This window comes from Anseongella ginsenosidimutans (assembly GCF_008033235.1).
GTDB lineage: Bacteria > Bacteroidota > Bacteroidia > Sphingobacteriales > Sphingobacteriaceae > Anseongella > Anseongella ginsenosidimutans.
On sequence record NZ_CP042432.1, the window covers coordinates 2898131 to 2918901 of the forward strand.

The 20771-nt window shown below is 49.8% G+C and carries 23 protein-coding genes; 7 read left to right on the forward strand and 16 right to left on the reverse strand.

Annotated elements, in window-relative coordinates; genetic code table 11:
• Window positions 1–933, forward strand: coding sequence for a DUF4249 domain-containing protein (locus FRZ59_RS11880; RefSeq protein WP_132129153.1), 933 nt, complete (start codon window positions 1–3; stop codon window positions 931–933).
• Here FRZ59_RS11880 and FRZ59_RS11885 read toward each other — a convergent pair.
• On the reverse strand, window positions 920–1960 hold the full coding sequence (locus FRZ59_RS11885; RefSeq protein ID WP_132129154.1) for an acyl-CoA reductase: 1041 nt from the start codon (window positions 1958–1960) through the stop codon (window positions 920–922). The two genes, FRZ59_RS11880 and FRZ59_RS11885, sit on opposite strands and share 14 nt — an antisense overlap.
• 126 nt (window positions 1961–2086) lie before the next feature.
• On the opposite strand from FRZ59_RS11885, the gene FRZ59_RS11890 reads away from it, so the two are divergent.
• Entirely contained in the window at window positions 2087–2437 is a 351-nt protein-coding gene (locus FRZ59_RS11890; RefSeq protein ID WP_132129155.1) for a 4Fe-4S binding protein, read from the forward strand.
• Between the two features lie 42 nt (window positions 2438–2479).
• Here the strand turns inward: FRZ59_RS11890 and FRZ59_RS11895 are convergent, their stop codons facing one another.
• Together FRZ59_RS11895 and FRZ59_RS11900 are read right to left on the reverse strand one after the other, a co-directional pair.
• Window positions 2480–2881 carry a hypothetical protein gene (locus tag FRZ59_RS11895; RefSeq protein WP_132129156.1) on the reverse strand — a complete coding sequence of 134 codons (402 nt, stop codon included), beginning with the start codon at window positions 2879–2881 and terminating at the stop codon, window positions 2480–2482.
• A 46-nt stretch (window positions 2882–2927) separates the two neighbouring features.
• Complete coding sequence (locus FRZ59_RS11900) at window positions 2928–3395, reverse strand: universal stress protein (protein ID WP_132129157.1); 468 nt, start codon at window positions 3393–3395, stop codon at window positions 2928–2930.
• Window positions 3396–3439: 44 nt separating this feature from the next.
• Between FRZ59_RS11900 and FRZ59_RS11905 the strand changes: the two genes are divergently transcribed.
• On the forward strand, window positions 3440–4450 hold the full coding sequence (locus FRZ59_RS11905; protein ID WP_225975046.1) for a zinc-binding dehydrogenase: 1011 nt from the start codon (window positions 3440–3442) through the stop codon (window positions 4448–4450).
• A gap of 15 nt (window positions 4451–4465) precedes the next feature.
• Here FRZ59_RS11905 and FRZ59_RS11910 read toward each other — a convergent pair whose 3' ends face one another.
• From FRZ59_RS11910 to FRZ59_RS11955, 10 genes are all read right to left on the reverse strand, one after another.
• The gene (locus tag FRZ59_RS11910) at window positions 4466–5392 is read right to left on the reverse strand and encodes a WD40 repeat domain-containing protein (protein ID WP_132129158.1); all 927 of its coding nucleotides are present in this window, start codon (window positions 5390–5392) and stop codon (window positions 4466–4468) included.
• A 29-nt stretch (window positions 5393–5421) separates the two neighbouring features.
• Window positions 5422–6009 (reverse strand): bifunctional phosphoribosyl-AMP cyclohydrolase/phosphoribosyl-ATP diphosphatase HisIE, encoded by a 588-nt coding sequence (gene hisIE, locus FRZ59_RS11915; RefSeq protein ID WP_132129159.1) that lies wholly within the window; start codon window positions 6007–6009, stop codon window positions 5422–5424.
• A 15-nt stretch (window positions 6010–6024) separates the two neighbouring features.
• Window positions 6025–6780: an imidazole glycerol phosphate synthase subunit HisF gene (gene hisF / locus FRZ59_RS11920; RefSeq protein ID WP_132129160.1), complete on the reverse strand. Its 756-nt coding sequence runs from the start codon at window positions 6778–6780 to the stop codon at window positions 6025–6027.
• Window positions 6781–6783: 3 nt separating this feature from the next.
• Window positions 6784–7536, reverse strand: coding sequence for a 1-(5-phosphoribosyl)-5-[(5-phosphoribosylamino)methylideneamino]imidazole-4-carboxamide isomerase (locus tag FRZ59_RS11925; protein WP_132129161.1), 753 nt, complete (start codon window positions 7534–7536; stop codon window positions 6784–6786).
• A gap of 11 nt (window positions 7537–7547) precedes the next feature.
• Window positions 7548–8138 (reverse strand): imidazole glycerol phosphate synthase subunit HisH, encoded by a 591-nt coding sequence (gene hisH, locus FRZ59_RS11930; protein ID WP_132129163.1) that lies wholly within the window; start codon window positions 8136–8138, stop codon window positions 7548–7550.
• A 499-nt stretch (window positions 8139–8637) separates the two neighbouring features.
• Entirely contained in the window at window positions 8638–9732 is a 1095-nt protein-coding gene (gene hisB, locus FRZ59_RS11935; protein WP_132129164.1) for a bifunctional histidinol-phosphatase/imidazoleglycerol-phosphate dehydratase HisB, read from the reverse strand.
• 6 nt (window positions 9733–9738) lie between these two features.
• Window positions 9739–10812 (reverse strand): histidinol-phosphate transaminase, encoded by a 1074-nt coding sequence (hisC, locus tag FRZ59_RS11940; RefSeq protein WP_225975047.1) that lies wholly within the window; start codon window positions 10810–10812, stop codon window positions 9739–9741.
• Window positions 10813–10841: 29 nt separating this feature from the next.
• The gene (hisD, locus tag FRZ59_RS11945; protein WP_132129165.1) at window positions 10842–12134 is read right to left on the reverse strand and encodes a histidinol dehydrogenase; all 1293 of its coding nucleotides are present in this window, start codon (window positions 12132–12134) and stop codon (window positions 10842–10844) included.
• The gene (gene hisG, locus FRZ59_RS11950; protein ID WP_132129167.1) at window positions 12134–12988 is read right to left on the reverse strand and encodes an ATP phosphoribosyltransferase; all 855 of its coding nucleotides are present in this window, start codon (window positions 12986–12988) and stop codon (window positions 12134–12136) included. Before hisG ends, hisD begins: the two co-directional genes overlap by 1 nt.
• A 185-nt stretch (window positions 12989–13173) precedes the next feature.
• A complete protein-coding gene (locus tag FRZ59_RS11955) occupies window positions 13174–13707 on the reverse strand; it encodes an RNA methyltransferase (protein ID WP_132129169.1) in 534 nt (177 codons plus the stop codon).
• Window positions 13708–13827: 120 nt separating this feature from the next.
• Here FRZ59_RS11955 and mutS point away from each other — a divergent pair, with 120 nt between their 5' ends.
• Window positions 13828–16407: a DNA mismatch repair protein MutS gene (gene mutS / locus FRZ59_RS11960; protein WP_192901575.1), complete on the forward strand. Its 2580-nt coding sequence runs from the start codon at window positions 13828–13830 to the stop codon at window positions 16405–16407.
• Here mutS and FRZ59_RS11965 read toward each other — a convergent pair.
• Complete coding sequence (locus FRZ59_RS11965; protein ID WP_132129171.1) at window positions 16404–17237, reverse strand: DUF3298 and DUF4163 domain-containing protein; 834 nt, start codon at window positions 17235–17237, stop codon at window positions 16404–16406. The genes mutS and FRZ59_RS11965 overlap by 4 nt on opposite strands.
• A gap of 61 nt (window positions 17238–17298) precedes the next feature.
• Between FRZ59_RS11965 and FRZ59_RS11970 the strand changes: the two genes are divergently transcribed.
• The 3 genes from FRZ59_RS11970 to FRZ59_RS11980 all read left to right on the forward strand — a co-directional run bounded on the left by FRZ59_RS11970 (window position 17299) and on the right by FRZ59_RS11980 (window position 19360).
• Complete coding sequence (locus tag FRZ59_RS11970; RefSeq protein ID WP_132129172.1) at window positions 17299–17820, forward strand: TlpA disulfide reductase family protein; 522 nt, start codon at window positions 17299–17301, stop codon at window positions 17818–17820.
• 8 nt (window positions 17821–17828) lie between these two features.
• Window positions 17829–18452 carry a thioredoxin family protein gene (locus FRZ59_RS11975; RefSeq protein WP_132129173.1) on the forward strand — a complete coding sequence of 208 codons (624 nt, stop codon included), beginning with the start codon at window positions 17829–17831 and terminating at the stop codon, window positions 18450–18452.
• An 80-nt stretch (window positions 18453–18532) separates the two neighbouring features.
• A complete protein-coding gene (locus FRZ59_RS11980; protein ID WP_132129175.1) occupies window positions 18533–19360 on the forward strand; it encodes a 3'-5' exonuclease in 828 nt (275 codons plus the stop codon).
• Between the two features lie 23 nt (window positions 19361–19383).
• On the opposite strand, the gene FRZ59_RS11985 is transcribed toward FRZ59_RS11980, so the two are convergent.
• Together FRZ59_RS11985 and FRZ59_RS11990 are read right to left on the reverse strand one after the other, a co-directional pair.
• A complete protein-coding gene (locus FRZ59_RS11985) occupies window positions 19384–20097 on the reverse strand; it encodes a DUF3307 domain-containing protein (protein ID WP_132129177.1) in 714 nt (237 codons plus the stop codon).
• Window positions 20094–20747, reverse strand: a complete 654-nt coding sequence (locus FRZ59_RS11990; RefSeq protein ID WP_132129179.1) for a SatD family protein — start codon at window positions 20745–20747, stop codon at window positions 20094–20096. The genes FRZ59_RS11985 and FRZ59_RS11990 overlap by 4 nt, the downstream gene beginning before the upstream one ends.
• Window positions 20748–20771 lie beyond the last annotated feature (24 nt).

The following is a 20771-nucleotide window of genomic DNA, read 5'->3' on the forward strand; positions in this document are numbered from 1 at the left end:
ATGCGCACATTCTTTTGCTTTGCCAGGAACAAAAATAAGGAGCGGCTTAAGTACACGAATTTAACGACCGCCATACTGGTAATCGGAATTCTGGCTGCCTGTACGCTCTTTTCAGGTTGTGAGGATGTGATCAGCGTGCAGCTGGATGAAGGGGATCCGCTCCTGGTAGTGGATGCTTTTTTAGACAATACCCGCAGGGTGCAAACCATCCGGCTTAGCAAGTCGTCGCCTTATCTTTCCACGGAAGGCGCCGCAGGGTTGACCGGGGCCCGTGTGGCGGTCGTAGATCTTGAGGACGGCCGGGAGCGTCTTTTCCGGGAAACCTCCGCGGGCGTTTATCAATGGAACCCGCGCGTAACGGAGGTATTTGCCGAAGTAGGAAAAGAATATGAATTACGGATCCACCTCGGAAAGGATACGTATTCCGCCAGAAGCAGCGTGTACCCGGTACCTGTAATTGATTCCATTGTGTATGATTATGAAGAAAAGGATCCCTTCCAGGACGAAGGCTACCAGGCTTATTTCATCGCCTTTGACCTGGAAGGGCAAACGGATTATTATTTTATCCGGTCTTACAGGAACGGCATCCTCCGTTCGCGGAACATCGATTTCCAGGTATGCGTGGATGCCGCTTACGGCGAGGGTGCGGACGGACTCCAGTTCATTGAGCCGGTGGCCGACTTTACGCCCGGCGATGATCCTTACCGCCTTGGGGACAGCGCTTCGGTGGAAATTGCTTCCATTGATAAACGAACCTATGGGTTTTTAAGCCAGGTGATGGACCTTAGCACCAATACCGGGCTCTTTGCCACACCGCCGGCCAATGTCCGCAGCAATATTGAAAGCCTTCTGCCCGCACCCGACCTGGCGCCGGTGGGGTGGTTTTCAGTTTCGGCCGTCAGCTCGGCCGGGATAAAGATCAGGAAGCCGTAAAAGAACCTATCCTGCAAAGAAACTCCAGCGTATCTACGTTATCGGCATAGTCCCGGAGGGCAGGGTACTGCGTTTGGCCGAAAGGCAGCGTTGACGGGAAGCGGCCGCCGGCGCTGGCCGTACATTGAAGGAGCCCGGCATCGGCCCGGAGCCTTTGTTCCAGTTCTTCCTTCCCCTGGTAAAATTCATAGTGAAGGGTGGCAATAGGGGAGGCGTATGAAGGGTTTTCGGTCAGGAGGATAAAGCCGTTCGTGAAATGAAGTTCCCTGTTCATTAGCCGGATGGTATGCTGATACCCGTAATTATTGGCGTATTTATGGTGTTCAATCACCTCCCGGTAAGGTTCAAGCGCATCTAAAAGCTGTTGAAAATCGTAACCGGGGGGCACAAATAATTTAGAGACATTCCGGCATCCCAGTCCGAAATAAAGAAAAATATCTTTTCCAAGCTCTTCCAGTTCCTTTTGAGTCTCTTCTCCCGTCAGGATGGCAGCAGTATTCCTGTTCTTACGGATAATATGCGGGTATTTCCCGAAATACTGTTCAAAATAGCGGGCGCTGTTATTACTGCCGGTAGCGATGACGGCGTCCGGCTTTTCCAGCTGCTCCGCTACAGAAATGCGTTCAGCGTAAAATGGAGCGGTTTCCCCGATCTTTTCCAGCAGCCATGTGGTAAGATGCTGATCCTGCCCGGACATCTTTATCATTGCGCGGTGGCCGCTTACCAGTACGCACAGGATGTCATGAAAGCCAACGAGCGGTATATTGCCCGCCAGCACCAGGCCAACGTTCAGCGGCGCTTCCGGGGGAGGAAGGACGGAAGCATAAGGTCTCAGCCATTCCCGCAGGTGTTCTTCATCCAGGTTGGAAGAAATGCCGTTCAACGCGCTAAGAATATTTTCCCGGGTGAACCAGGGATTATAATGCCCTGCAGTTTCTATTACGGCCGCTCTTTCAGGCGTATCCGCTTGGATGAGCATCCCTAATTTGCGGAGGGCTGTTATATCTTTTTCAAAATCATTTTTCATAATCTACTAACTTGATAGGGAAATGAGATCAAATTTTTTATCTTTGCGCAAACATTCACCGGCCGGAGGCAGTTATAAAGTGAATTGGGACAAAATTAAGGATTCAAAAACGAAGGATTAATATAAATGGCAATTAGAATCACAGATGAGTGCATTAATTGCGGAGCCTGCGAGCCTGAATGCCCGAACAATGCCATATACGATGCGGGAGCATCCTGGCGTTTTTCAGATGGCACAGGTTTGAACGGAGTCATTGATTTCGGCGACGGCACCACTATTAGTGCGGAGGAATTGCAAGCACCGGTTTCCGATGAATTTTATTACATCGTTCCGGACAAATGTACGGAATGCGTCGGGTTTCATGACGAGCCCCAATGCGCAGCTGTTTGCCCGGTGGATTGCTGTATTCCGGACGAAGAAGTGGTCGAAAGCCAGGACGAACTTCTAGCCAAAAAAGCCTGGCTTCATCTTGAATAATGGAAGCCCCGCCCTGGGGCGGGGCGCTTTTAACGTACAGGTTTAGTTATAATTTTCGGATTTTTTGTCCCTGTATTCCTGGGACCGTGAATTGAGCCGTTTGATGGACTCAAGGAATTGTGCTTTATACCAGCTGGCAAGTTTCTTCGTTGCCAGGCGAATAATTCGCGGTTCAAAATTGGCCGGATCGTCCCAGAATTCTTTTACTACCACCACTACTGTCCTCTTTTTAATGGTTGTACTATCATAAGGTTGCCGCTGGTGTCTCATAAAGTTGTCGGCCCGTTGCTGATCGGTAAATAAAAAAACTTCAGCAATAAAACGTGGTTCTACGGTACGGATAATAAAGCTCCTGTCGGTAGCCAGCTTGTTGGTGGAATACAGAAGTTTTGGGTAATCCTCTTCCAGTTCCACTTCGTTTAGTAGGTTCTCTTGGCTCTCCATAATTACGGTTTTTAATAAATAGGCTTAAAAATTCATCTTATTCTTATTATACGGTATTGGGTTTTGATGCAACGTTCGGTTTTGGAACGACCAGTACAGGCCATTTTGATTTTCTGACTATCTGCTCAGCCACGCTTCCCATTAGCAGGTGATCCAGGCCGGTACGCCCATGGGTTCCCAGCACGATCAGGTCAGGGCCCCATTCTCCGGCAATTTTAAGTATCCCTTGTACGGGGCGGTCATCGGGCATGCAGGTGCGTGTTTGAACGCCGGCTCCGTAATTTTCGGACAAACCGGCAAGCAGGCTTTCTCCTGATTCTTTTACGGATTGAAGGATCTCAGGGGCAAAGGCTCCGGACATCATATCGCCGGCAGTAAGGGTAATATCCACGACATGCACCAGGGTTACTTCAGCTCCGGTAGCGCGGGCAAGACTATAACCGGTTTGGACAGCCCGGTCAGAATAAGGACTGTCATCAACTGCGATCAGTATCTTCCGGAAATCTAAATTCATTGTTGCTTGTTATGCTTTATGAAGTTACAACAAAATGAGTTTTTATGCAAGAGCCGCAGATGAAAGCCGCCTATATTCGCAAAGCCGGCGAACCAGTCACCATCCAAACAGTTAATAAGCCTGTTCCCGGAGAGCAGGAAATGCTGATCAGGGTTGGTTTTGCCGCTCTGAATCACCGGGATGTCTGGATCCAAAAGGGCCGGTATGCAGGCAGAAGAGAACATCTGGTCCTTGGTTCTGACGGAGCCGGGATCGTGGAAGCTACCGGAAAAGGTGTTTCTTCCGGTTGGATGGGAAAAAAGGTGATCATTTACCCGGGAATGAATTGGGGAAACGATCCCGCGGTTCAGGCTGCCGGATTTAAAATACTTGGAAATCCGGACGATGGTACTTTTGCGGAATACGTTAACGTCCCGGCGGAAAATGTATTTGAGTTCCCCGCTCATCTGAGCATGCAAGAGGCAGCGGCCATTCCTCTTTCAGGGCTTACCGCTTATCGCGCCTGCTTTACGCGGGGCGGTCTGAAAGCCGGCGATAAGGTGCTGATCACGGGCATTGGCGGCGGCACTGTGCTGTTCGCTTTTCAATATGCGGCCGCCGCAGGGGCCGAGGTATATGTCACCTCCGGTTCTGAGGAAAAGATCGCGAACGCGATTGCTATGGGCGCCAGAGGAGGCGCTCTGTATACCGGTCCCGACTGGCCGGAAATAATAAAGAAGAAATCCGGAGGTATTGACCTGGTAATTGACAGTGCGGCCGGAAAAGATTTCGGAAAGCTCCCTGAGCTGATGAACCCCGGCGGGCGGATCGTTAATTTCGGGCAAACGGCCGGCGCTATAGAAGAGATCCCCGCGCGGTACCTTTTCTGGAAGCAGCTTTCCATCCTTGGCAGCACCATGGGCAGTCCTGCAGACTTTTTATCAATGCTTGAATTTTATACAAGGCATCAGCTGACTCCTGTCATTGACCGCATATTTCCGCTTGAAGAAGCCGAACAAGCTTTTCGATATATGGACGAAGGAAAGCAATTTGGAAAAATCCTTTTGCGGATGTAGCCAGGATCATACGAATTAGCCTGGATTTTCTTCGCTTTCCAGGCTAATATCCCATACCATTACGTTCTTATCGTCGCTTACCGAAACCAGGGTGCGATCGTTGACCCAGAGAAGTTTATTTACGGAGAGGGCATGCCCGCCCATGCCGGCAAGGTCAATGGTCTTTACAGGCGCAAAATCTTCCAACCTCCAGATCCGGATGGTTTTGTCCATGCTGGCCGTGGCAAACCAGCGATGGCCGGGATGAAAACTGATATGATTGATGGCATACATATGCGCCGGAATGCTGCGTACCTGGGTGTAGGAAGCGGTGTCCCATATTTTCAACTGGGCATCGCGGGAGCCGGAAAGCAGGTAGTTTCCTGCGGGGGAATATTGAAGGCTGAAAACAGACATGGTATGCCCTTCTAATTCCGCGACGGGGCTCAGTTCGGCGGTATCGTAGATCTTTATGGAATTGTCCCGGCAGCCAAAGGCGATTTGCTGTTCATCGGGGCTAAGGCTGATACTGCGCACAGTATCCTTCGAAACCTGGAACGTGTAGACATGGTGAAAATCTTCCAGGGACCATACGGAGACGTATCCATCTTCGCTGGCGACATAGATCAAGCCCTTCCGGCCGGAGGTTTTTATATCGAATACCGGGAAGCGATGAAGAGAGAGTACTTTTAAAGGTTTTTCGTTGACGAGGTCAATGGCGCTTACCTGGCCGCTGCGTTCACCCGTGAGCAAAATAGGCCGGGTAACGGGCCGGTGCAGGGCGTACACGGAGGTGTTCACCTTTGCAAGCACTTTTTCATGCTTCATCTGCCGGAGATCCCATTTAACAATCCCCGGGTCATTGCCGGCAGTAAAAAAAGTATGCGGCTCCAGCCCGCTTTCAATGGTGAAGACAGGGTTCTGGTGGCCGGGAAGTATTCCTGTGTTCTTTATCTCGATCATACTGTCGCGCGGGCAGGGCCGGCCCCCCTTTATTTATGTCTTTTTCTTAAATGATCGCCCAGCTCCGCCAGGCTGATATTTTTTTCCCGCAGCAATACCATCAGGTGGAAAACCAGGTCGGAGGTTTCGTCAAGAAGGTCTTCCCGTCCCTGTGCCAGGGCCGCAATGACGGTTTCGGTCGCTTCTTCGCCGACTTTCTGGGTTATTTTATTCAGCCCTTTCTCACGCAGCCTGTTTACGTAAGAGCCTTCAACCGGGTTGTCGTATCGATCCCTGATGATAGCTTCCAGCCGGAAAAGAAAGGGTACCTCTTCGTCGTTATCGAAGCAGCTGCTGGTGCCCCGGTGGCAGGTTGGCCCCGCCGGTTCGGCAAGTATCAACAGGGTGTCATTATCGCAATCGGGATACATTTTTTTTACATGAAGAAAGTTTCCGCTTTCTTCCCCCTTGGTCCATAAGCGGTTCCGGCTGCGCGAAAAAAATGTAACCTGGTCACTGGCAACCGTTTTTACGAATGCTTCGCTGTTCATATATCCCAACATCAGCACCTGTCCTGTCTGCCAGTGTTGTACGATGACGGGGAGCAACCCGTTGTCTTTGCTAAAATCAAGCTCCATAATGTTGTATTCGTCTTAAACTCTGACTTCTATGCCATTATTATTCAATTGTTTCTTTAGGTCCGGAATGGCTATTTCTCCATAGTGAAAAACAGACGCGGCCAGAGCCGCGTCCACGCCGGTACGCTGAAAGACTTCACTAAAATGTTCACTGTTTCCCGCACCGCCGGAAGCGATCAGCGGAATGGGAAGGCCTTTATTGACCTTTTTCAGCAAGTCACAGTCGAAACCGGCCTTGGTTCCGTCGTGGTCCATGGAGGTCAGGAGGATTTCCCCGGCGCCGCGTTCCACGACTTCCCGGATCCAGGACTCGGTTTCCCATTCTGTGGGAAGGCGGCCTCCATTCAAATGCACGATGTTTTTTCCGTTTACCCGCTTTGTATCAATGGCGATGACCACAAACTGGCTTCCAAAGGCATCGGCAAACCGGTCTACGAGCGAAGGGTCGCGTACGGCAGCGGAGTTAAGGGAGATCTTATCGGCGCCGGAATTGAGCAGTATGTCTGCATCGGCCAGCTCGCTGATGCCCCCGCCGATGGTAAAGGGGATGCTGATCTGCCGGGCCACGTCGCTGGCCAGCCTCGCAAGGGTTTTCCGCTTTTCATGTGTCGCGGTAATATCCAGGAACACCAGTTCATCCGCGCTTTCCCTGGAATATTGCCATGCCAGCTCCACCGGGTCGCCGGCATCCCGGAGAGCGACAAAATTCACTCCTTTTACCGTTCGTCCATCCTTGATATCCAGGCAGGGGATGATACGTTTGCTCAGCATTCCCTAAAAATTTACGAGCGATTTCAGGTTCCAGTCCTTTATCTGCTGAATGCTGATCTTTCCTTCGTAAATGGCCTTTCCTGTAACTGCGGATTCCACTTTCACTTTCTCCAGTTGCTCGATATCCTTCATGGAGCTGATGCCCCCGGATGCGATGATCTTAATCACGGGAGCATGGTTCTTCAGTTTCTTGTAAAGCGAGGTGTCCACCCCGTCCAGCTTACCGTCTTTGGCAATATTAGTGCAGAGAAAACGATAGAAACCAAGATCAAGGCAGCGGTCCACGTAGTCGATCAGCTTGATGGGGGAGGATTCCATCCAGCCGCTGTATTTAATCACTTCGTCCAGTACATCAATGGCAACCACCACCTGGTCCGAACATTTGGTTTTGCCGCAAATCTCCTTACTAAGCTTTTCCAGGAAGTCAGGCTGGGTAATGGCCTGCGTACCTACAATGATTCGGTGAAAACCGAGGTCAATCAGCTCTTTTACCTTGTCAATTGTCCGAACTCCGCCACCATACTGTACTTTGATGTTTTTGGTATGCTTGATAATGTCCACCAGGTATTCCTGGTTGCTAAAGTCTCCTTTAGCCCCGTTGAGATCTATGATGTGGACAAAATCGGTCCCGGGGGAATCCAGTTGTCCCAGCATTTCTGCCAATGTAGTATCGTAGAAAGTGGCCTGTGCATAGTCGCCTTCCCTGAGGCGCACTACCTTTCGATCCAAAATATCGATTGCGGGGATAATATTCATTTCAGCTGATTTTATATGCGTGTAAAATTCTTCAACAACTGTTCCCCCGCCTCTCCGGATTTCTCAGGATGGAACTGTACCCCGAAAAAGTTATCTTTCATAATGGAGGAAGAGAAGGTTATTCCGTATTCAGTTGAAGTAAGAGTAAAATTACTATTTAATTCAATATAATAGGAGTGAACGAAATAAAATTGACTGTCATCCGGGATTCCTTCGTATAGCGGCCCAGCCCTTTCGACCCTGACCTTGTTCCACCCGGTGTGTGGAATTTTTAACCCGCCGTCTTTAATGAAACGCCGGGTACGGAGCGGTATTATATTACAAAGCGTAGAATTCCCTTCTTCTGATTGCGCCGTGAGCAGCTGCATCCCAAGACAAACGCCCAGCAAAGGCTTTTTTGTCTCCCTGATAAGCGGGATAAGCCCCGTGCCTTCCAGTTTTTGCATGGCCGCGCCCGCATGCCCAACGCCCGGGATAATATAACGTTCAAAACCTTCAAACTGTTCCGCCGAAGTGATTAACCCATATTTTTCCCCAATGCGATCAAGGCTACATTGCAATGAAAACAAATTCCCGGCTCCGTAATAAACTATTCCAGTCATTCTTTTTTTAGTTTCCAGTTTTTAGTTCGTAGTTTTTAGTTCGTAGTTTGAAGTTTCCAGTTCATGGTTTTTAGTTTGAGGTTTGTAGCTTCTGTTTGAAGTTTGTAGCTTCTCTTTGACGTTTCTAATTTCCAGGAGTTGAAAGCAGTTTCCCAAGCCCCAAGCTATCCGATATCTAACCATAAACAACAACCCTTTGAACAACAAACGTCTCCCCCTAAAAAATAAAAAACCATCAATGTTTCACCTTAAACCTTGAACTTTAAACCTAAAACGTCCCCTCCAAAAACCAAAGACTACAAACTATAAACCTCGAACTTTAAACCTTGAACCTCGAACTTTAAACCTTGAACCTTGAACCTTGAACCTCGAACTTAAAACCTCGAACTTTAAACCTTGAACTTTGAACTTTAAACCTTAAACCTCGAACTTTAAACCTCGAACTTTAAACCTTAAACCCCTACAAACCATAAACTAGAAACTATAAACTATAAACTAATTAAAGCGTGCCCTTAGTAGTCGGCAATTCGTCGCTTGTTATTTTGATCGCCTGTTTTATACACTTGGCCAGCGCTTTGAAGCTGGCTTCTATTTTATGGTGGTCATTTTGTCCTTCAAGGATATGCAGGTTCAGATTAATGCCTGCGTTGTCTGAAAAGGATTTTAACCAGTGTTCAAACATTTCGGTGGGGAAATCTCCTACATATTCCCGTTTGAATGAGCCTTTGAAAACCATCCAGGCGCGGCCGGAAAGGTCAATGGCGCATTGTATCAGGGCTTCGTCCATTGGCAGGAGGAAGCCGTACCGTTCTATCCCTCGTTTGTCGCCGAGGGCCTGCCTGAAAGCCTGGCCGAGCGCAATTGCCGTGTCTTCAATGGTATGGTGTTCATCCACCTCCAGGTCACCCTCTACGTTCAGTTCCAGGTCAATTCCCGAATGTTTGACCAACTGGTCCAGCATATGGTCATAAAATTTCAGGCCGGTGTTGATATGCGGAGTTCCGGCGCCGTCGAGGTCAAGCAGTAAACGGATCCGTGTTTCTTTTGTGTTGCGCTCCAGGGAGGCCCGCCTGTTCTGGCCTTTGCACAGGAAAGCGGTGATTTCCTGCCAGGAAGAGAGGCTGATATCAGCTTCCGGGTCGTTTTCCGGCCCGAAGCGGATACTTTTGCAGCCCAGGTTCTTTGCCAGCTGCACATCGGTGTAGCGATCGCCGATTACGTAGGAATGCGTCATGTCCACCTGGTTCCTGGCCAGGTAGGGAACCAGCAGGCCCGTGTTTGGTTTGCGATTAGGGCTGTTCTCGTGTTCGAAAGACGGGTCAATGAATATCTCTGCGAATTCAACGCCTTCGTTCCGCAGCACAGTCAGCATTTTTTCCTGGGGTTTCAGGAAATCTTCTTCCGGGAAGGAATCGGTTCCCCTTCCGTCCTGGTTACTGACCATGAGCAATTCATATCCATAATCCTGCAATTTTTTCAGGCTTGAAATGGCATAAGGAAGAAACTCCAGCTTTTCAAGGCTGTCTACCTGGAAATCAAAAGGAGGTTCGGCAATAATGGTTCCGTCCCGGTCTATGAATAATACTTTCTTCATATGGAATCAAGCCATTTTTTTTAATGAATCTCGTAGCTCAGCGTTTTCTTCCGGCGTTCCCACAGTGATACGCAGGCAGCCTTCGCAAAGCTTTACCCTGGAACGGTCACGTACCACGATGCCTTCCTTTACCAGGTGCCGGTACACGGCTTTTGGATCGAGGGTTTTTACCAGCAGGAAATTTGCATCTGAAGGAAATACCTTTTGCACGAAGGGCAAATCTTGCAGCGCCTTTTCCAGCTGCCCGCGTTCCGCGGTTGTTTGCTTTATCCAGTCGTTCACCTTTTCCAGGTTGTCAAGGGCAGTCAGCGCCAGTTGCTGCGAGGCTTCGTTCAGGTTATATGGCGGTTTTACCTTATTGAATATATGAACAATGGCTTCCGAAGCGAAGGCCATGCCTATGCGCAGGCCGGCCAGGCCCCAGGCTTTGGACAGCGTTTGCAGCACGACCAGGTTTGGATACTCGTCCAGCTCCTGGATAAAGGAGCGGTAACGGGAGTAATTGATATAGGCTTCATCGATGACTACCAGCCCGTTAAAATTACTTAGTATGGTTTCTATGGCCTCGCGCCCAATGGAATTTCCGGTCGGGTTATTCGGTGAGCAGATGAATATCAGCTTCGTGTTTTCGTCAATTTCCCGGGCAATGGCATCCAGGTCGGGCTGAAAACCCGGGAGCAGCGGCGCTTTCCGCACTTCCACATCATTGATGCGGGCCGATACTTCATACATTCCGTAAGTAGGTGGAAGCGTGATCACGTTATCTATTCCCGGGCTGCAAAAAGCTCTGAATAAAAGATCGATGGCTTCGTCGCTGCCGTTCCCGAGGAATATCCGGGAAGGCGGAACCGATTTGATCCGGCTCAGCGCCTCTTTTAACCTGACCTGGAGCGGATCGGGGTAGCGGTTGTAGGGCTGAGGCAGGGGAGAGCCAAAAGCATTTTCATTGGCATCCAGGAAAATGCGCGCGCTGCCGGTGAATTCATCCCGGGCCGATGAGTAGGGGACCAGTTGCCGGATGTTTTCCCTTACCAGCCGGTTGAGGTCAAAAAAGTCTTTCAATTTTTTCGCCATGTTCATTCCCTCAAAATTAGGTGCCGTTTCCGGCTTCAAATTCCGCCTCGCCTGATTGCCACCGACCGTCTGTGCGCTTCCAGTCCTTCAATTTCTGCCAGGGTTTCGATAATCGGGCCCAGGTTGGCTATTCCCTCTTCCGTGATATGCTGGAAGGTCACTTTCTTTACAAAAGCATCAACGGAAACGCCTGAATAAGCCCTGGCAAAGCCGGACGTAGGCAGGGTATGGTTGGTGCCGGAGGCATAATCGCCGGCTGCTTCGGGTGCGAAATTACCCAGGAAAACCGAACCGGCATTCCGGATCTGCGGAATCAGCGATTCGTACTGCTCACTGGCAAGGATCAGGTGTTCGCTCGCATAATGATTGGCAAAGGTAACCGCTTCGTTCAGGTTGGCTGTTTCAATAGCGTAGGAATTACTCAGGGCTTTGCCGGCAATTTCCATGCGCGGCAGTTCCGCCAGCTGGTCGCTCAGCGACTTATTCACTTTTTCAATAATTCCTGCCGAGGTGGCAACCAGGATAGCCTGGCTGTCCGGGCTGTGTTCCGCCTGTGCCAGCAGGTCAGCGGCGACAAAATCGGGGCGGCAGCTTTCGTCTGCGATTACCAGCACTTCCGAAGGGCCTGCGGGCATGTCTATGGCGACTCCGTAGCGGGAATGTACGATCATTTTGGCCCTGGTGACATATTGATTTCCGGGTCCGAACAGCTTGCTCACCTTGGGAATGGTTTCCGTGCCCAGGGCCATAGCGGCAATAGCCTGCGCTCCGCCAACGATATACACTTTTTCTATGCCTAATATTTTTGCCACGTAAGCAATGTAAGGGCTTAATTTTCCGTCTTTTCCCGGCGGGCAGCAAACAACGATATCGCGGCAGCCCGCTATCTTGGCCGGAATGCCCAGCATTAGCAGGGTGGAGGGCAGCACAGCCGTTCCGCCGGGAATATAAAGGCCTACTTTCTGTATGGCCCTGTATTCCCGCCAGCAACTAACCCCCCCGGTAGTTTCAATTTTCTCTTCCCGGGCCAGCTGCGTCTGGTGGAACTTATAGATATTAGCATAGGCCACCTGGAGCGCTTTACGTGCCTTTTCGTTAACCTGCGCCGCCAGTTTGCCCAGTTCTTCTTTTTCCACGAATAAACGTTCCGGAATGACGCCGTCAAACTTTTCCGCAAAGTCTGATAAAGCATGGTCGCCCGCGTCCTTTACCCGGTCAATGATCTCTTCGACGGTTTTACTGATCTTATTGGATACGTCGATATTGCGTTCACATAAACCAGCGATCTCCAAGGCGCTTAGTTTAGCGTATGAATAGGCTTTCAGCATCAGAAAATTATTTTTTCAACAGGAAGCACCACGATTCCCTGGGCTCCTGCCTTGCGCAGTTTGCTGATCTTCTCCCAGAAGTCTTTTTCAGAAATGACGGTGTGTACGGCGCACCATCCTTCTTCGGCTAAAGGAACAATAGTAGGGCTTTTTATGCCAGATAGCAAATTGCTGATCGCTTCGATATTACTGCGTTCGGTATTCATGACCACGTACTTGTTTTCCTTGGCACGGAGTACCGATCGCAATCTTAATAACAATTCCTGGACCTGCTCGTTTTCATCAGCGATACCATTTTTTGCGATAAGAATAGCTTCCGAGGAAAGCACGTCTGCAAAAGGCTTTAAGCCGTTGCTCTTTAATGTGCCTCCTGTGGAAACTATGTCACAAATGGCGTCGCTCAGCCCGAGGTTGGTGGATATTTCCACCGATCCGCTGATGACCCTGACATCGGCCTGTACCTGGTTCTTGTTCAGGAATTTCTTCAGGATATTCGGGTAGGAAGTAGCAATGGACTTTCCTTCCAGGTCATTAAGGCTGTTGATTTCGCTATGGTTCGGAACCGCGATCTTAAGCGTGCATTTCCCGAAGCCCAGCCGGTGCAGGTAGGTAACGTCAGCCCCGGTTTCCTCGATCACATTTTCTCCAACGATGCCCAGGTCGGCGATGCCGTCCTGCACGTATTCGGGGATATCGTCATCACGGAGGAAAAGGATTTCCAGCGGGAAGTTTTGTACGGGGGAGATCAGCGAACTCTTGTAGTTTTCGAAACTAAGCCCGCATTTGCTGAGAATATCTACTGATTTTTCGTTGAGCCGCCCGGATTTCTGTATGGCGATTTTGAGAGTTTTCAAATTATAAATTTTATTTACTGCGCGTTAAAAATGAAGTTGCTGGTCCTTTTCAGGGTTGAAATTACGCTATACACCACTCACGTGGTGATGATGCATATGGGAATGGATAAACAGCAGCTTCATAATGAGTAATTAAAATTTAACACGTGCATGTTTCAGCACAGCCGCAAATATAGCTAATTGTTTCAGCTATAAAAACGTTTCAGGTAATAATCCCAAACCAGGATTCCTGCGCTTACCGCAATGTTCAGGGAGTGTTTGGTGCCAAACTGGGGAATCTCGATACAGTCGCCGGCGCGGGCCATGGCTTCATCGCTTACCCCGTTTACTTCGTTTCCGAAAATGAAGGCGTATTTTTCGGTTGCAAGGGGCCGGAATTCATTAAGCGGAAGGCTCTGTTCGGCCTGCTCAATGGCAATCAGGAGGTAATTTTCTTCCTGCAGCGCGTTTAAGGCCTCATGGATATCCCGGGCATATTGCCATCGGACCGAACGGGTGGCTCCAAGGGCGGTCTTCTCAATTTCCCGGTGGGGCGGCTGGCCCGTGATGCCGCATAGCCAGATCTCTTCCACGGAGAAGGCGTCCGCGGTCCGGAAAACAGACCCCACATTATTCATGCTGCGTACATTGTCCAGCACGATAGCAAGGGGAAGCTTTGGCTGTTTTCTGAACTCCTCCAGGCCGGGCCTTCCCAGCTCTTCATTTTTCAGTTTTCTCACAAGCTGTTGATTAAATAATTTTTAGCGGCAATCTGTAATCCTTAATTTCGTTGCCATATTTAATTCTTTCAAGCGGGCGCAAAATTGGCAAAATCAAAGCAAAATAAAGAAACTCCCTTAATGCAGCAGTATAACCAGGTAAAAGCAAAATACCCGGGAGTCCTGCTGTTGTTCCGGGTAGGGGATTTTTACGAAACATTCGGTGAGGACGCGATAAAAGCTTCGGGGATATTGGGAATTGTCCTGACAAAGCGGGCTAACGGGTCGGCTTCTCATGTGGAGCTGGCCGGTTTTCCTCATCATTCGCTGGATACCTATCTTCCCAAACTGGTCAGGGCCGGGCAGCGGGTAGCTATCTGCGATCAGCTGGAAGACCCCAAGATGACCAAAACCATTGTCAAAAGGGGAGTAACTGAAGTGGTAACGCCGGGTGTGGCCTATAGCGACCATCTGCTCCGCCATACGTCCAATAATTACCTGGCTGCGCTCCATTTTGGCAAAAACGCTACCGGTGTCGCCTTTCTGGATATTTCTACCGGCGAGTTCCTGGCTGCCGAAGGTGACAATGCTTATATTGACAAACTCCTTCAAAGCTTCAAGCCTTCCGAAGTGATTTTCCAGCGGAAAAAGGGGAAGGATTTCCTGCAGCTTTTCGGCGATGGCTTTTATACCTATTTTTTAGATGACTGGGTATTTGGGGAAGATTATGCCCGGGAAGCGCTGCTAAACCATTTTAATACCCATTCACTAAAAGGATTCGGGATAGATGGCCTGGAGAACTGTATTACGGCGGCGGGAGCCTGCCTGCATTATATAAGGGAAAATCAGCATACCACTATTCCCCATATTTCTTCCCTGGCAAGAATTGCGGAAGAAAAATATGTATGGCTGGACCGCTTTACCATCCGGAACCTGGAGCTGGTAAGTTCCCAGGCCGAAGGTGCCAAGACCCTGCGGGACGTCCTGGATGATACCTGTACCCCAATGGGGGCCAGAATGCTAACCAGGTGGATACTGATGCCGCTAAAGGGCAGGGAAGCGTTGGAAGAAAGGCTCCGTATCGTGGAATATTTTTGCCGGGATGAACAGCTGCGTTCCGGCCTCCGGAACTGCGTGAAACAAATCGGGGACCTGGAGCGGCTCATTTCAAAGATCGCGCTGCAAAAGGCGAGTCCGCGGGAGGTTGCCCAGCTGGGCAGGGACCTTCAGGCGGTAGACGAGATCATCCGGATCTGCAGGGAATCGGACTACGCGGAATTGCGGCAGGCAGGCGAGGAACTGGACCCATGCAAAGCCCTGGTTGAAAAGATCAGCAGGGAACTGCATCCCGATGCGCCTGCTCAATTGAATAAAGGGAACGTGATCGCCTCCGGCGTATCGGAGGAGCTGGACGAACTCCGGACAATTTCCCATGGAGGAAAGGATTATCTTGTAAAGCTGCAACGTGCTGAAAGCGAACGTACAGGGATATCGTCTTTAAAGGTATCATTTAATAATGTATTCGGTTATTACCTGGAAGTGACTCATGCCCATAAAGATAAGGTGCCGCCGGAATGGATCCGGAAACAAACCCTGGTGAACGCGGAGCGCTATATTACGCCTGAATTAAAGGAATACGAAGAAAAGATCCTGGGAGCGGAAGAAAAGATCATGCAGCTGGAATCACGGCTTTTTGCAGAATTGCTGCAGGGTATTACCGGGTTTATTAAGCCGGTTCAGAAAAACGCCGGCCTGGTTTCCCGGCTGGACGTATTGCTGGGCTTTGCTTGCCTGGCGATTAAGAATAATTACGTGGTACCGGAGATCACCGATGAGAACCTGATAGAGATCAGCGAAGGCCGGCACCCGGTCATTGAACAGACGCTGGATCCCGGGGAAGAATATATTCCAAACGATATCCGTCTGAATGCGGAGGAAGAGCAGGTGCTGATTATTACCGGGCCCAACATGGCCGGTAAGTCCGCTATTCTCCGGCAAACGGGATTAATTGTGCTGATGAGCCAGATCGGCTCTTTTGTGCCTGCCCGGAGAGCGAAGATTGGCCTGGTGGACAAGATCTTTACGCGGGTGGGCGCCTCTGACAATCTTTCTTCGGGAGAGTCCACTTTCATGGTGGAAATGAATGAGACCGCCAGTATCCTTAATAATATTTCGGAACGCAGCCTTATCCTGCTGGATGAGATCGGCCGGGGAACCAGTACCTATGATGGTATTTCCATCGCCTGGTCCATCGCAGAGTATATTCATAACCATCCTTCGGCGCGGGCCAGGACGCTGTTCGCCACCCATTACCATGAACTGAACGAAATGGCTGCCGGTTTGCCAAGGGTGCGGAATTATAACGTATCCATCAGGGAGGTAGGGAATAAGGTCATTTTCCTCCGGAAGCTGGTACCCGGCGGCAGCGAACATAGTTTTGGTATTCATGTGGCCAGAATGGCAGGCATGCCCCAGCTTATCCTGGAAAGGGCAAACGAGATTCTCAGGCGGCTTGAAAAGGAGCGATCTTCGGGGAATTCCCTTAAAAACGGGATCGGACGGGCAACGGCTAAAGAAAACTATCAGTTAAGCATGTTCTCGCTGGATGATCCGGTGCTTATCAGCATTCGTGACAGCCTCCGGGACCTGGACGTGAACTCCCTTACCCCGGTGGACGCCCTTTTAAAGCTGGACACCATCTGCAAGCTTCTGAACGATTAAAGCATTCCTTCCAGGATGCCTTGTCGTTTCAGGGTGCCTTCGACTTTATCGAAAGGTACCTTTAGTACGGTAGACCCCATGGAATAGGGAGCAATGTCGTAGGGATTATAGTAAAATAACAATCCTTCCCGGGTAATGGCAAAGTTCTCCGTCAGGTGAAAAGGGCTGCCCCCGCCGTCATTCTCCATGTAAAAATAGCCCGCATCCTTCAGGGACTGCCCTTCGGGAATACCGGTTTCTTCGCGAAAGAGCGATTCGGCAATTTTTTCAAGCGTTTCCATTTGTCCTTCCGCCACCAGTTCATCCAGGTAAATGCGATGCCCGCCGGAAGGAATGAAATTGGCGAACAGATGAATATTCATGCCATGCGCGCCGCCAAGGTAATTTTCTTCCGAGAGCTGCAGGGTAATAAAGTGGTCATTATTGGCAATGATCTCCACTTCGCGCCGGATAAACCACTTGGCGCGGCTGTCGGGGAACTCGCTGCTGAACTTTTCGTAGTCATTGATGAATGCCTTGCCGAACGCTTCGGGCGATAACCCGGTTTCGGCGGTATCTGCCGAGCCGGTAAGCCATCTTTCGATCTGCAAGCTAAGGGTATCGTTCAGCGCCCTGTTGCCGGACCCTACGATCCTGGGGTAAGAAAAATAAATGGAGGTGCATTCGGTTTGAGCGGTATCACAATCGCTTTCCTGCTCATAGGTTTCCATGGTCACGAATTTGACCGTATTCTCTGATTCGTCCCCTGAATTGTTCCTGTTGTTTCCTCCCCCGCAGGAAGCCGGAACAGACAAGGTTGGAATCAGTATAAGAAGGTATAATTTATTCATACGGGGAAGCGAGCAAAAAAAAAGCCAGAATAAATTCCTAACTTAAAACGTTGAATTAAATATGATAAAAATAGGTTTTTTTATTCTTTTGAGCGGGGCCGCAGCCGGCAATCTGGCGGCGCAGGCGCCCTCCGGCGACGTTACAAAGCAGGGCTCCGGCCACGTTGGCCTGCTCAGCTACGACGAGCTTGAAGCGCGGCTTACGACAAAGAGCGATACGACCTATGTTGTCAATTTCTGGGCTACCTGGTGCGGTCCCTGCCTGAAAGAACTGCCGTATTTTGATCGCCTGCAGAAAAAATATTCGTCAAAAAATGTAAAGGTACTATTGGTTAGCCTTGATTTCAGGTCGCAACTGGAAGAGCAGGTGATTCCTTACGTGGAGGAAAATAAGCTGCAGTCTGAAGTTTTGGTCCTGGATGAACAGGATCAATCTGCGGTGATCAACCGGGTTTCCCCGGAGTGGTCGGGTGCGCTTCCTGCCACTCTCGTAGTGAATGCGGCTGCGGGATCGCGTAGGTTTTATGAAGGAGCCTTTACGTACGAAGAACTGGAAAAATTTTATTTGCTCACTCAAAACTAAGTGTTGTTATGAAAAAATTACTTTTCCTTCTCGGTGCAGGACTGCTCTTCTCCATGCCGTTCGCCTATGCCCAGCCATCCTATTCCGGCGGATACGCGATTGGCGATAAGGCTGTTTCCTTTTCCCTGAAAAATGTGGATGGCCGCATGGTGTCACTTGATGATTATGATTCGGCGAAAGGCTATGTGATCATTTTTACGTGTAATACCTGCCCGTATTCAAGGGCTTATGAATCGCGGATCAAACAGCTGCATGAAAAATACGCTTCCGGTGGATTTCCCGTGCTGGCCATTAATCCAAATGACCCTGAGGTCTCCGGCGGCGATGCTTTTGATGAAATGAAACAACGGGCCGGTGCCGAGGGTTTTGAGTTCCCTTATCTGTATGACGAAAACCAGGAGGTTTCGAAAATTTATGGCCCCCTGCGTACCCCGCATGTCTTTTTACTTGAAAAGACCGCGGAAGGAAATATCGTACGTTACGTGGGGGCTATTGATAACGATACAGAGAACGCCAATCCTGATAAGGTCCGTTACGTGGAAGAAGCTATATCGGCAATTCTCAAAGGGAGCAAGCCCGATCCGGCAAGCACAAAGGCCATTGGTTGCGGCGTAAAATGGCAGGAAAGCTAAAGGATACCAGCTGCCGGCCCTGTTAACACATTAGCGCGACACGACAAAAGGTTTCGGCTTTTTTGCCGATATTTGCCGCCATGACTAATTTTACCGAACAATTAAAACTTAACCTGAAGCGCCCGATTGTGTTTTTTGACCTGGAAACTACCGGGGTGCATGTTGGAGTTGACCGCATTGTGGAATATTCTTTTCTGAAAGTAATGCTTGACGGAACAACGGCAGGGCTTACCCGCAAAGTAAATCCCGAAATGCCTATTCCGCTGACCTCTTCGCTTATTCACGGCATTTATGATGAGGACGTGAAAGATGAACCCACATTCCGGCAGCAGGCAAAGAACCTGGCCAATTTCCTGGAAGGCTGCGACCTGGCAGGCTATAATTGTATAAAGTTTGATATCCCGGTGTTGATGGAGGAATTTCTCCGGGCGGGAATAGAGTTTGATTTTGAAGGCCGGAAAGTAGTGGACGTGCAGAATATTTTCCATCAAATGGAACAGCGTACCCTGAAGGCTGCCTATAAATTTTACTGTAATAAGGAACTGATCGCCGCCCATTCTGCCGAAGCGGATATCGTGGCTACCTATGAAGTGCTGCTGGCCCAGCTGGAGCGTTATGCCAATGTAGAAATCGAGGACAAGGATGGAAAAAAAATTATCCCTGTTCAAAACGACGTGGAAGCACTGCATAAATTTACCAGCCTCAGGGATAATGTAGATTTTGCCGGCCGCATGGTCTATGATGAGCAGGGAAGGGAAATATTTAATTTTGGTAAGCACAAGGGGAAGCTGGTGGAAGAAGTGCTTAATAATGAACCCAGCTACTATGACTGGATGATGAACGGTGATTTCCCTCTTTATACCAAGAAAAAACTGACGGAAATACGCTTGCGGAAATTCAATAAGTAAAAGGGGCTCCGGCTCCCGGCTGTTTATAAGAGGCTTTTGGTAAGCAGGCCGGCGGCAAGCGCAAAGCTGATACTGAGCAGGGTACCTATGAGGAAGTATTCCGCTTCTTTTCTTTCTTTGTCCTTCATTATTTCATTGAACCGGAAAACGGATTTTGCCGCAATCAGGAAACCGATGGCTTCATAACGGCTTAGCAAAATAAAAGTGAGGATGAGGAATCGTTCCGAGTATCCGATCCATTTCCCGGCTTCCGCCAGGCCCTGCCTGTCCTCCAGCTGCTGACACCATTTCCGGGTAGCGATGCTGATCACCACTCCCGCGGGAAACAATACCAGCAGGTAGCCGGTAAGGAGTACCCATGCTGCCGGGTTTGCCAGGAGTTCCCGAAGGGATGCTGCCAGGATGGCTCCCTGTCCGGTCAGGGCCAGCCAGCAACCGGTAAGTACCGCCAGGTGCAAAACCTGGTCGGCAATAAAAGTATAAAGATTCTTCCATCGCAGGCTTGCCTTGCCCAGGTCAATCAGCAAGTGGCTGCCCATGACAATTAGCGGCACCTGGTAATTGTCCCATATTCCCAGGAAGAGGTAGGTAGCTGCACCGTGTACCAGGACGTGGACGTAAAGATGCGGAGATCGCCATTTGAGATCGTTCTTACTTTTTACCCAGCCGGAGGGCTGCAGCAGGAAATCCGCTATGAGATGGGCCGCGAGCAGGCGAAGCAGGATGATGATGCTCATTGTACGTGGCTTTTTACAAGGGTTTGGTATCGTTTTATCAGTTCCTCTACGGCACTCCAGCCTGATGTCTTCAGGCTGGCGCTGACGGCGGGCTGCGTGATATCCAAGGAAGCGGCGATGGTATTCTGGGTTTTCCCTTCAAGCGTTTCGGCAATGATCCCTGCCTGGATGGGAGTCCATCGTTTGAGAATAATGTCCATAAGTTTGCAGGCAACGTGCATTTCCTTATTCACCGGCTCCCAGGGAGTAACGATTTTCAAGCGGTCGTCCTGGTCCATGGCATCCAATGCGGGGCCGGAGTACCGGAAGGCTTCCCCATCCGATTCAAGGGCGTTTGCCGCCATGAAAGTTACTTTACCTACTCCTATAGCCAGCCGGCAATCATAGGAACCCATTTCCGCATTTGCTTTCATAAGGGTAGTTCTGATCCATAGGGCTGTCCGGAGCGCCTGCGCCGGATCCTGTACAATTCCCTGGAAACTGTCTCCGCGGAAGATGCTGAATTCCTGCTGGTTTTCCCCCGTCCTGTGGAGCGAGGAAAAAATACGCTTTAATTTTTCGGGCATCTTTTCCCGTGCGGCCGGTTCCAGCCTGCCGGACTCGACAATATCTCCGGTTATTACGGCAATATGGCTATTTTCTTTTTTCATAAAATATAACCTTCAGGGCTTATA

Bases quoted from the DNA above. Each gene is read 5' to 3' on its own strand.
- FRZ59_RS11895 (WP_132129156.1), bottom strand. From the start codon at position 2,881: ATGGAGAGCCAAGAGAACCTACTAAACGAAGTGGAACTGGAAGAGGAT.
- FRZ59_RS11880 (WP_132129153.1), top strand. From the start codon at position 1: ATGCGCACATTCTTTTGCTTTGCCAGGAACAAAAATAAGGAGCGGCTT.
- FRZ59_RS11885 (WP_132129154.1), bottom strand. From the start codon at position 1,960: ATGAAAAATGATTTTGAAAAAGATATAACAGCCCTCCGCAAATTAGGG.
- FRZ59_RS11925 (WP_132129161.1), bottom strand. From the start codon at position 7,536: ATGAATATTATCCCCGCAATCGATATTTTGGATCGAAAGGTAGTGCGC.
- FRZ59_RS11910 (WP_132129158.1), bottom strand. From the start codon at position 5,392: ATGATCGAGATAAAGAACACAGGAATACTTCCCGGCCACCAGAACCCT.
- FRZ59_RS11980 (WP_132129175.1), top strand. From the start codon at position 18,533: ATGACTAATTTTACCGAACAATTAAAACTTAACCTGAAGCGCCCGATT.
- FRZ59_RS11965 (WP_132129171.1), bottom strand. From the start codon at position 17,237: ATGAATAAATTATACCTTCTTATACTGATTCCAACCTTGTCTGTTCCG.
- FRZ59_RS11905 (WP_225975046.1), top strand. From the start codon at position 3,440: ATGCAAGAGCCGCAGATGAAAGCCGCCTATATTCGCAAAGCCGGCGAA.
- FRZ59_RS11990 (WP_132129179.1), bottom strand. From the start codon at position 20,747: ATGAAAAAAGAAAATAGCCATATTGCCGTAATAACCGGAGATATTGTC.
- mutS (WP_192901575.1), top strand. From the start codon at position 13,828: ATGCAGCAGTATAACCAGGTAAAAGCAAAATACCCGGGAGTCCTGCTG.
- hisD (WP_132129165.1), bottom strand. From the start codon at position 12,134: ATGCTGAAAGCCTATTCATACGCTAAACTAAGCGCCTTGGAGATCGCT.
- FRZ59_RS11890 (WP_132129155.1), top strand. From the start codon at position 2,087: ATGGCAATTAGAATCACAGATGAGTGCATTAATTGCGGAGCCTGCGAG.
- hisIE (WP_132129159.1), bottom strand. From the start codon at position 6,009: ATGGAGCTTGATTTTAGCAAAGACAACGGGTTGCTCCCCGTCATCGTA.
- FRZ59_RS11900 (WP_132129157.1), bottom strand. From the start codon at position 3,395: ATGAATTTAGATTTCCGGAAGATACTGATCGCAGTTGATGACAGTCCT.
- hisF (WP_132129160.1), bottom strand. From the start codon at position 6,780: ATGCTGAGCAAACGTATCATCCCCTGCCTGGATATCAAGGATGGACGA.
- FRZ59_RS11970 (WP_132129172.1), top strand. From the start codon at position 17,299: ATGATAAAAATAGGTTTTTTTATTCTTTTGAGCGGGGCCGCAGCCGGC.
- FRZ59_RS11985 (WP_132129177.1), bottom strand. From the start codon at position 20,097: ATGAGCATCATCATCCTGCTTCGCCTGCTCGCGGCCCATCTCATAGCG.
- FRZ59_RS11975 (WP_132129173.1), top strand. From the start codon at position 17,829: ATGAAAAAATTACTTTTCCTTCTCGGTGCAGGACTGCTCTTCTCCATG.
- hisH (WP_132129163.1), bottom strand. From the start codon at position 8,138: ATGACTGGAATAGTTTATTACGGAGCCGGGAATTTGTTTTCATTGCAA.
- hisC (WP_225975047.1), bottom strand. From the start codon at position 10,812: ATGAACATGGCGAAAAAATTGAAAGACTTTTTTGACCTCAACCGGCTG.
- hisB (WP_132129164.1), bottom strand. From the start codon at position 9,732: ATGAAGAAAGTATTATTCATAGACCGGGACGGAACCATTATTGCCGAA.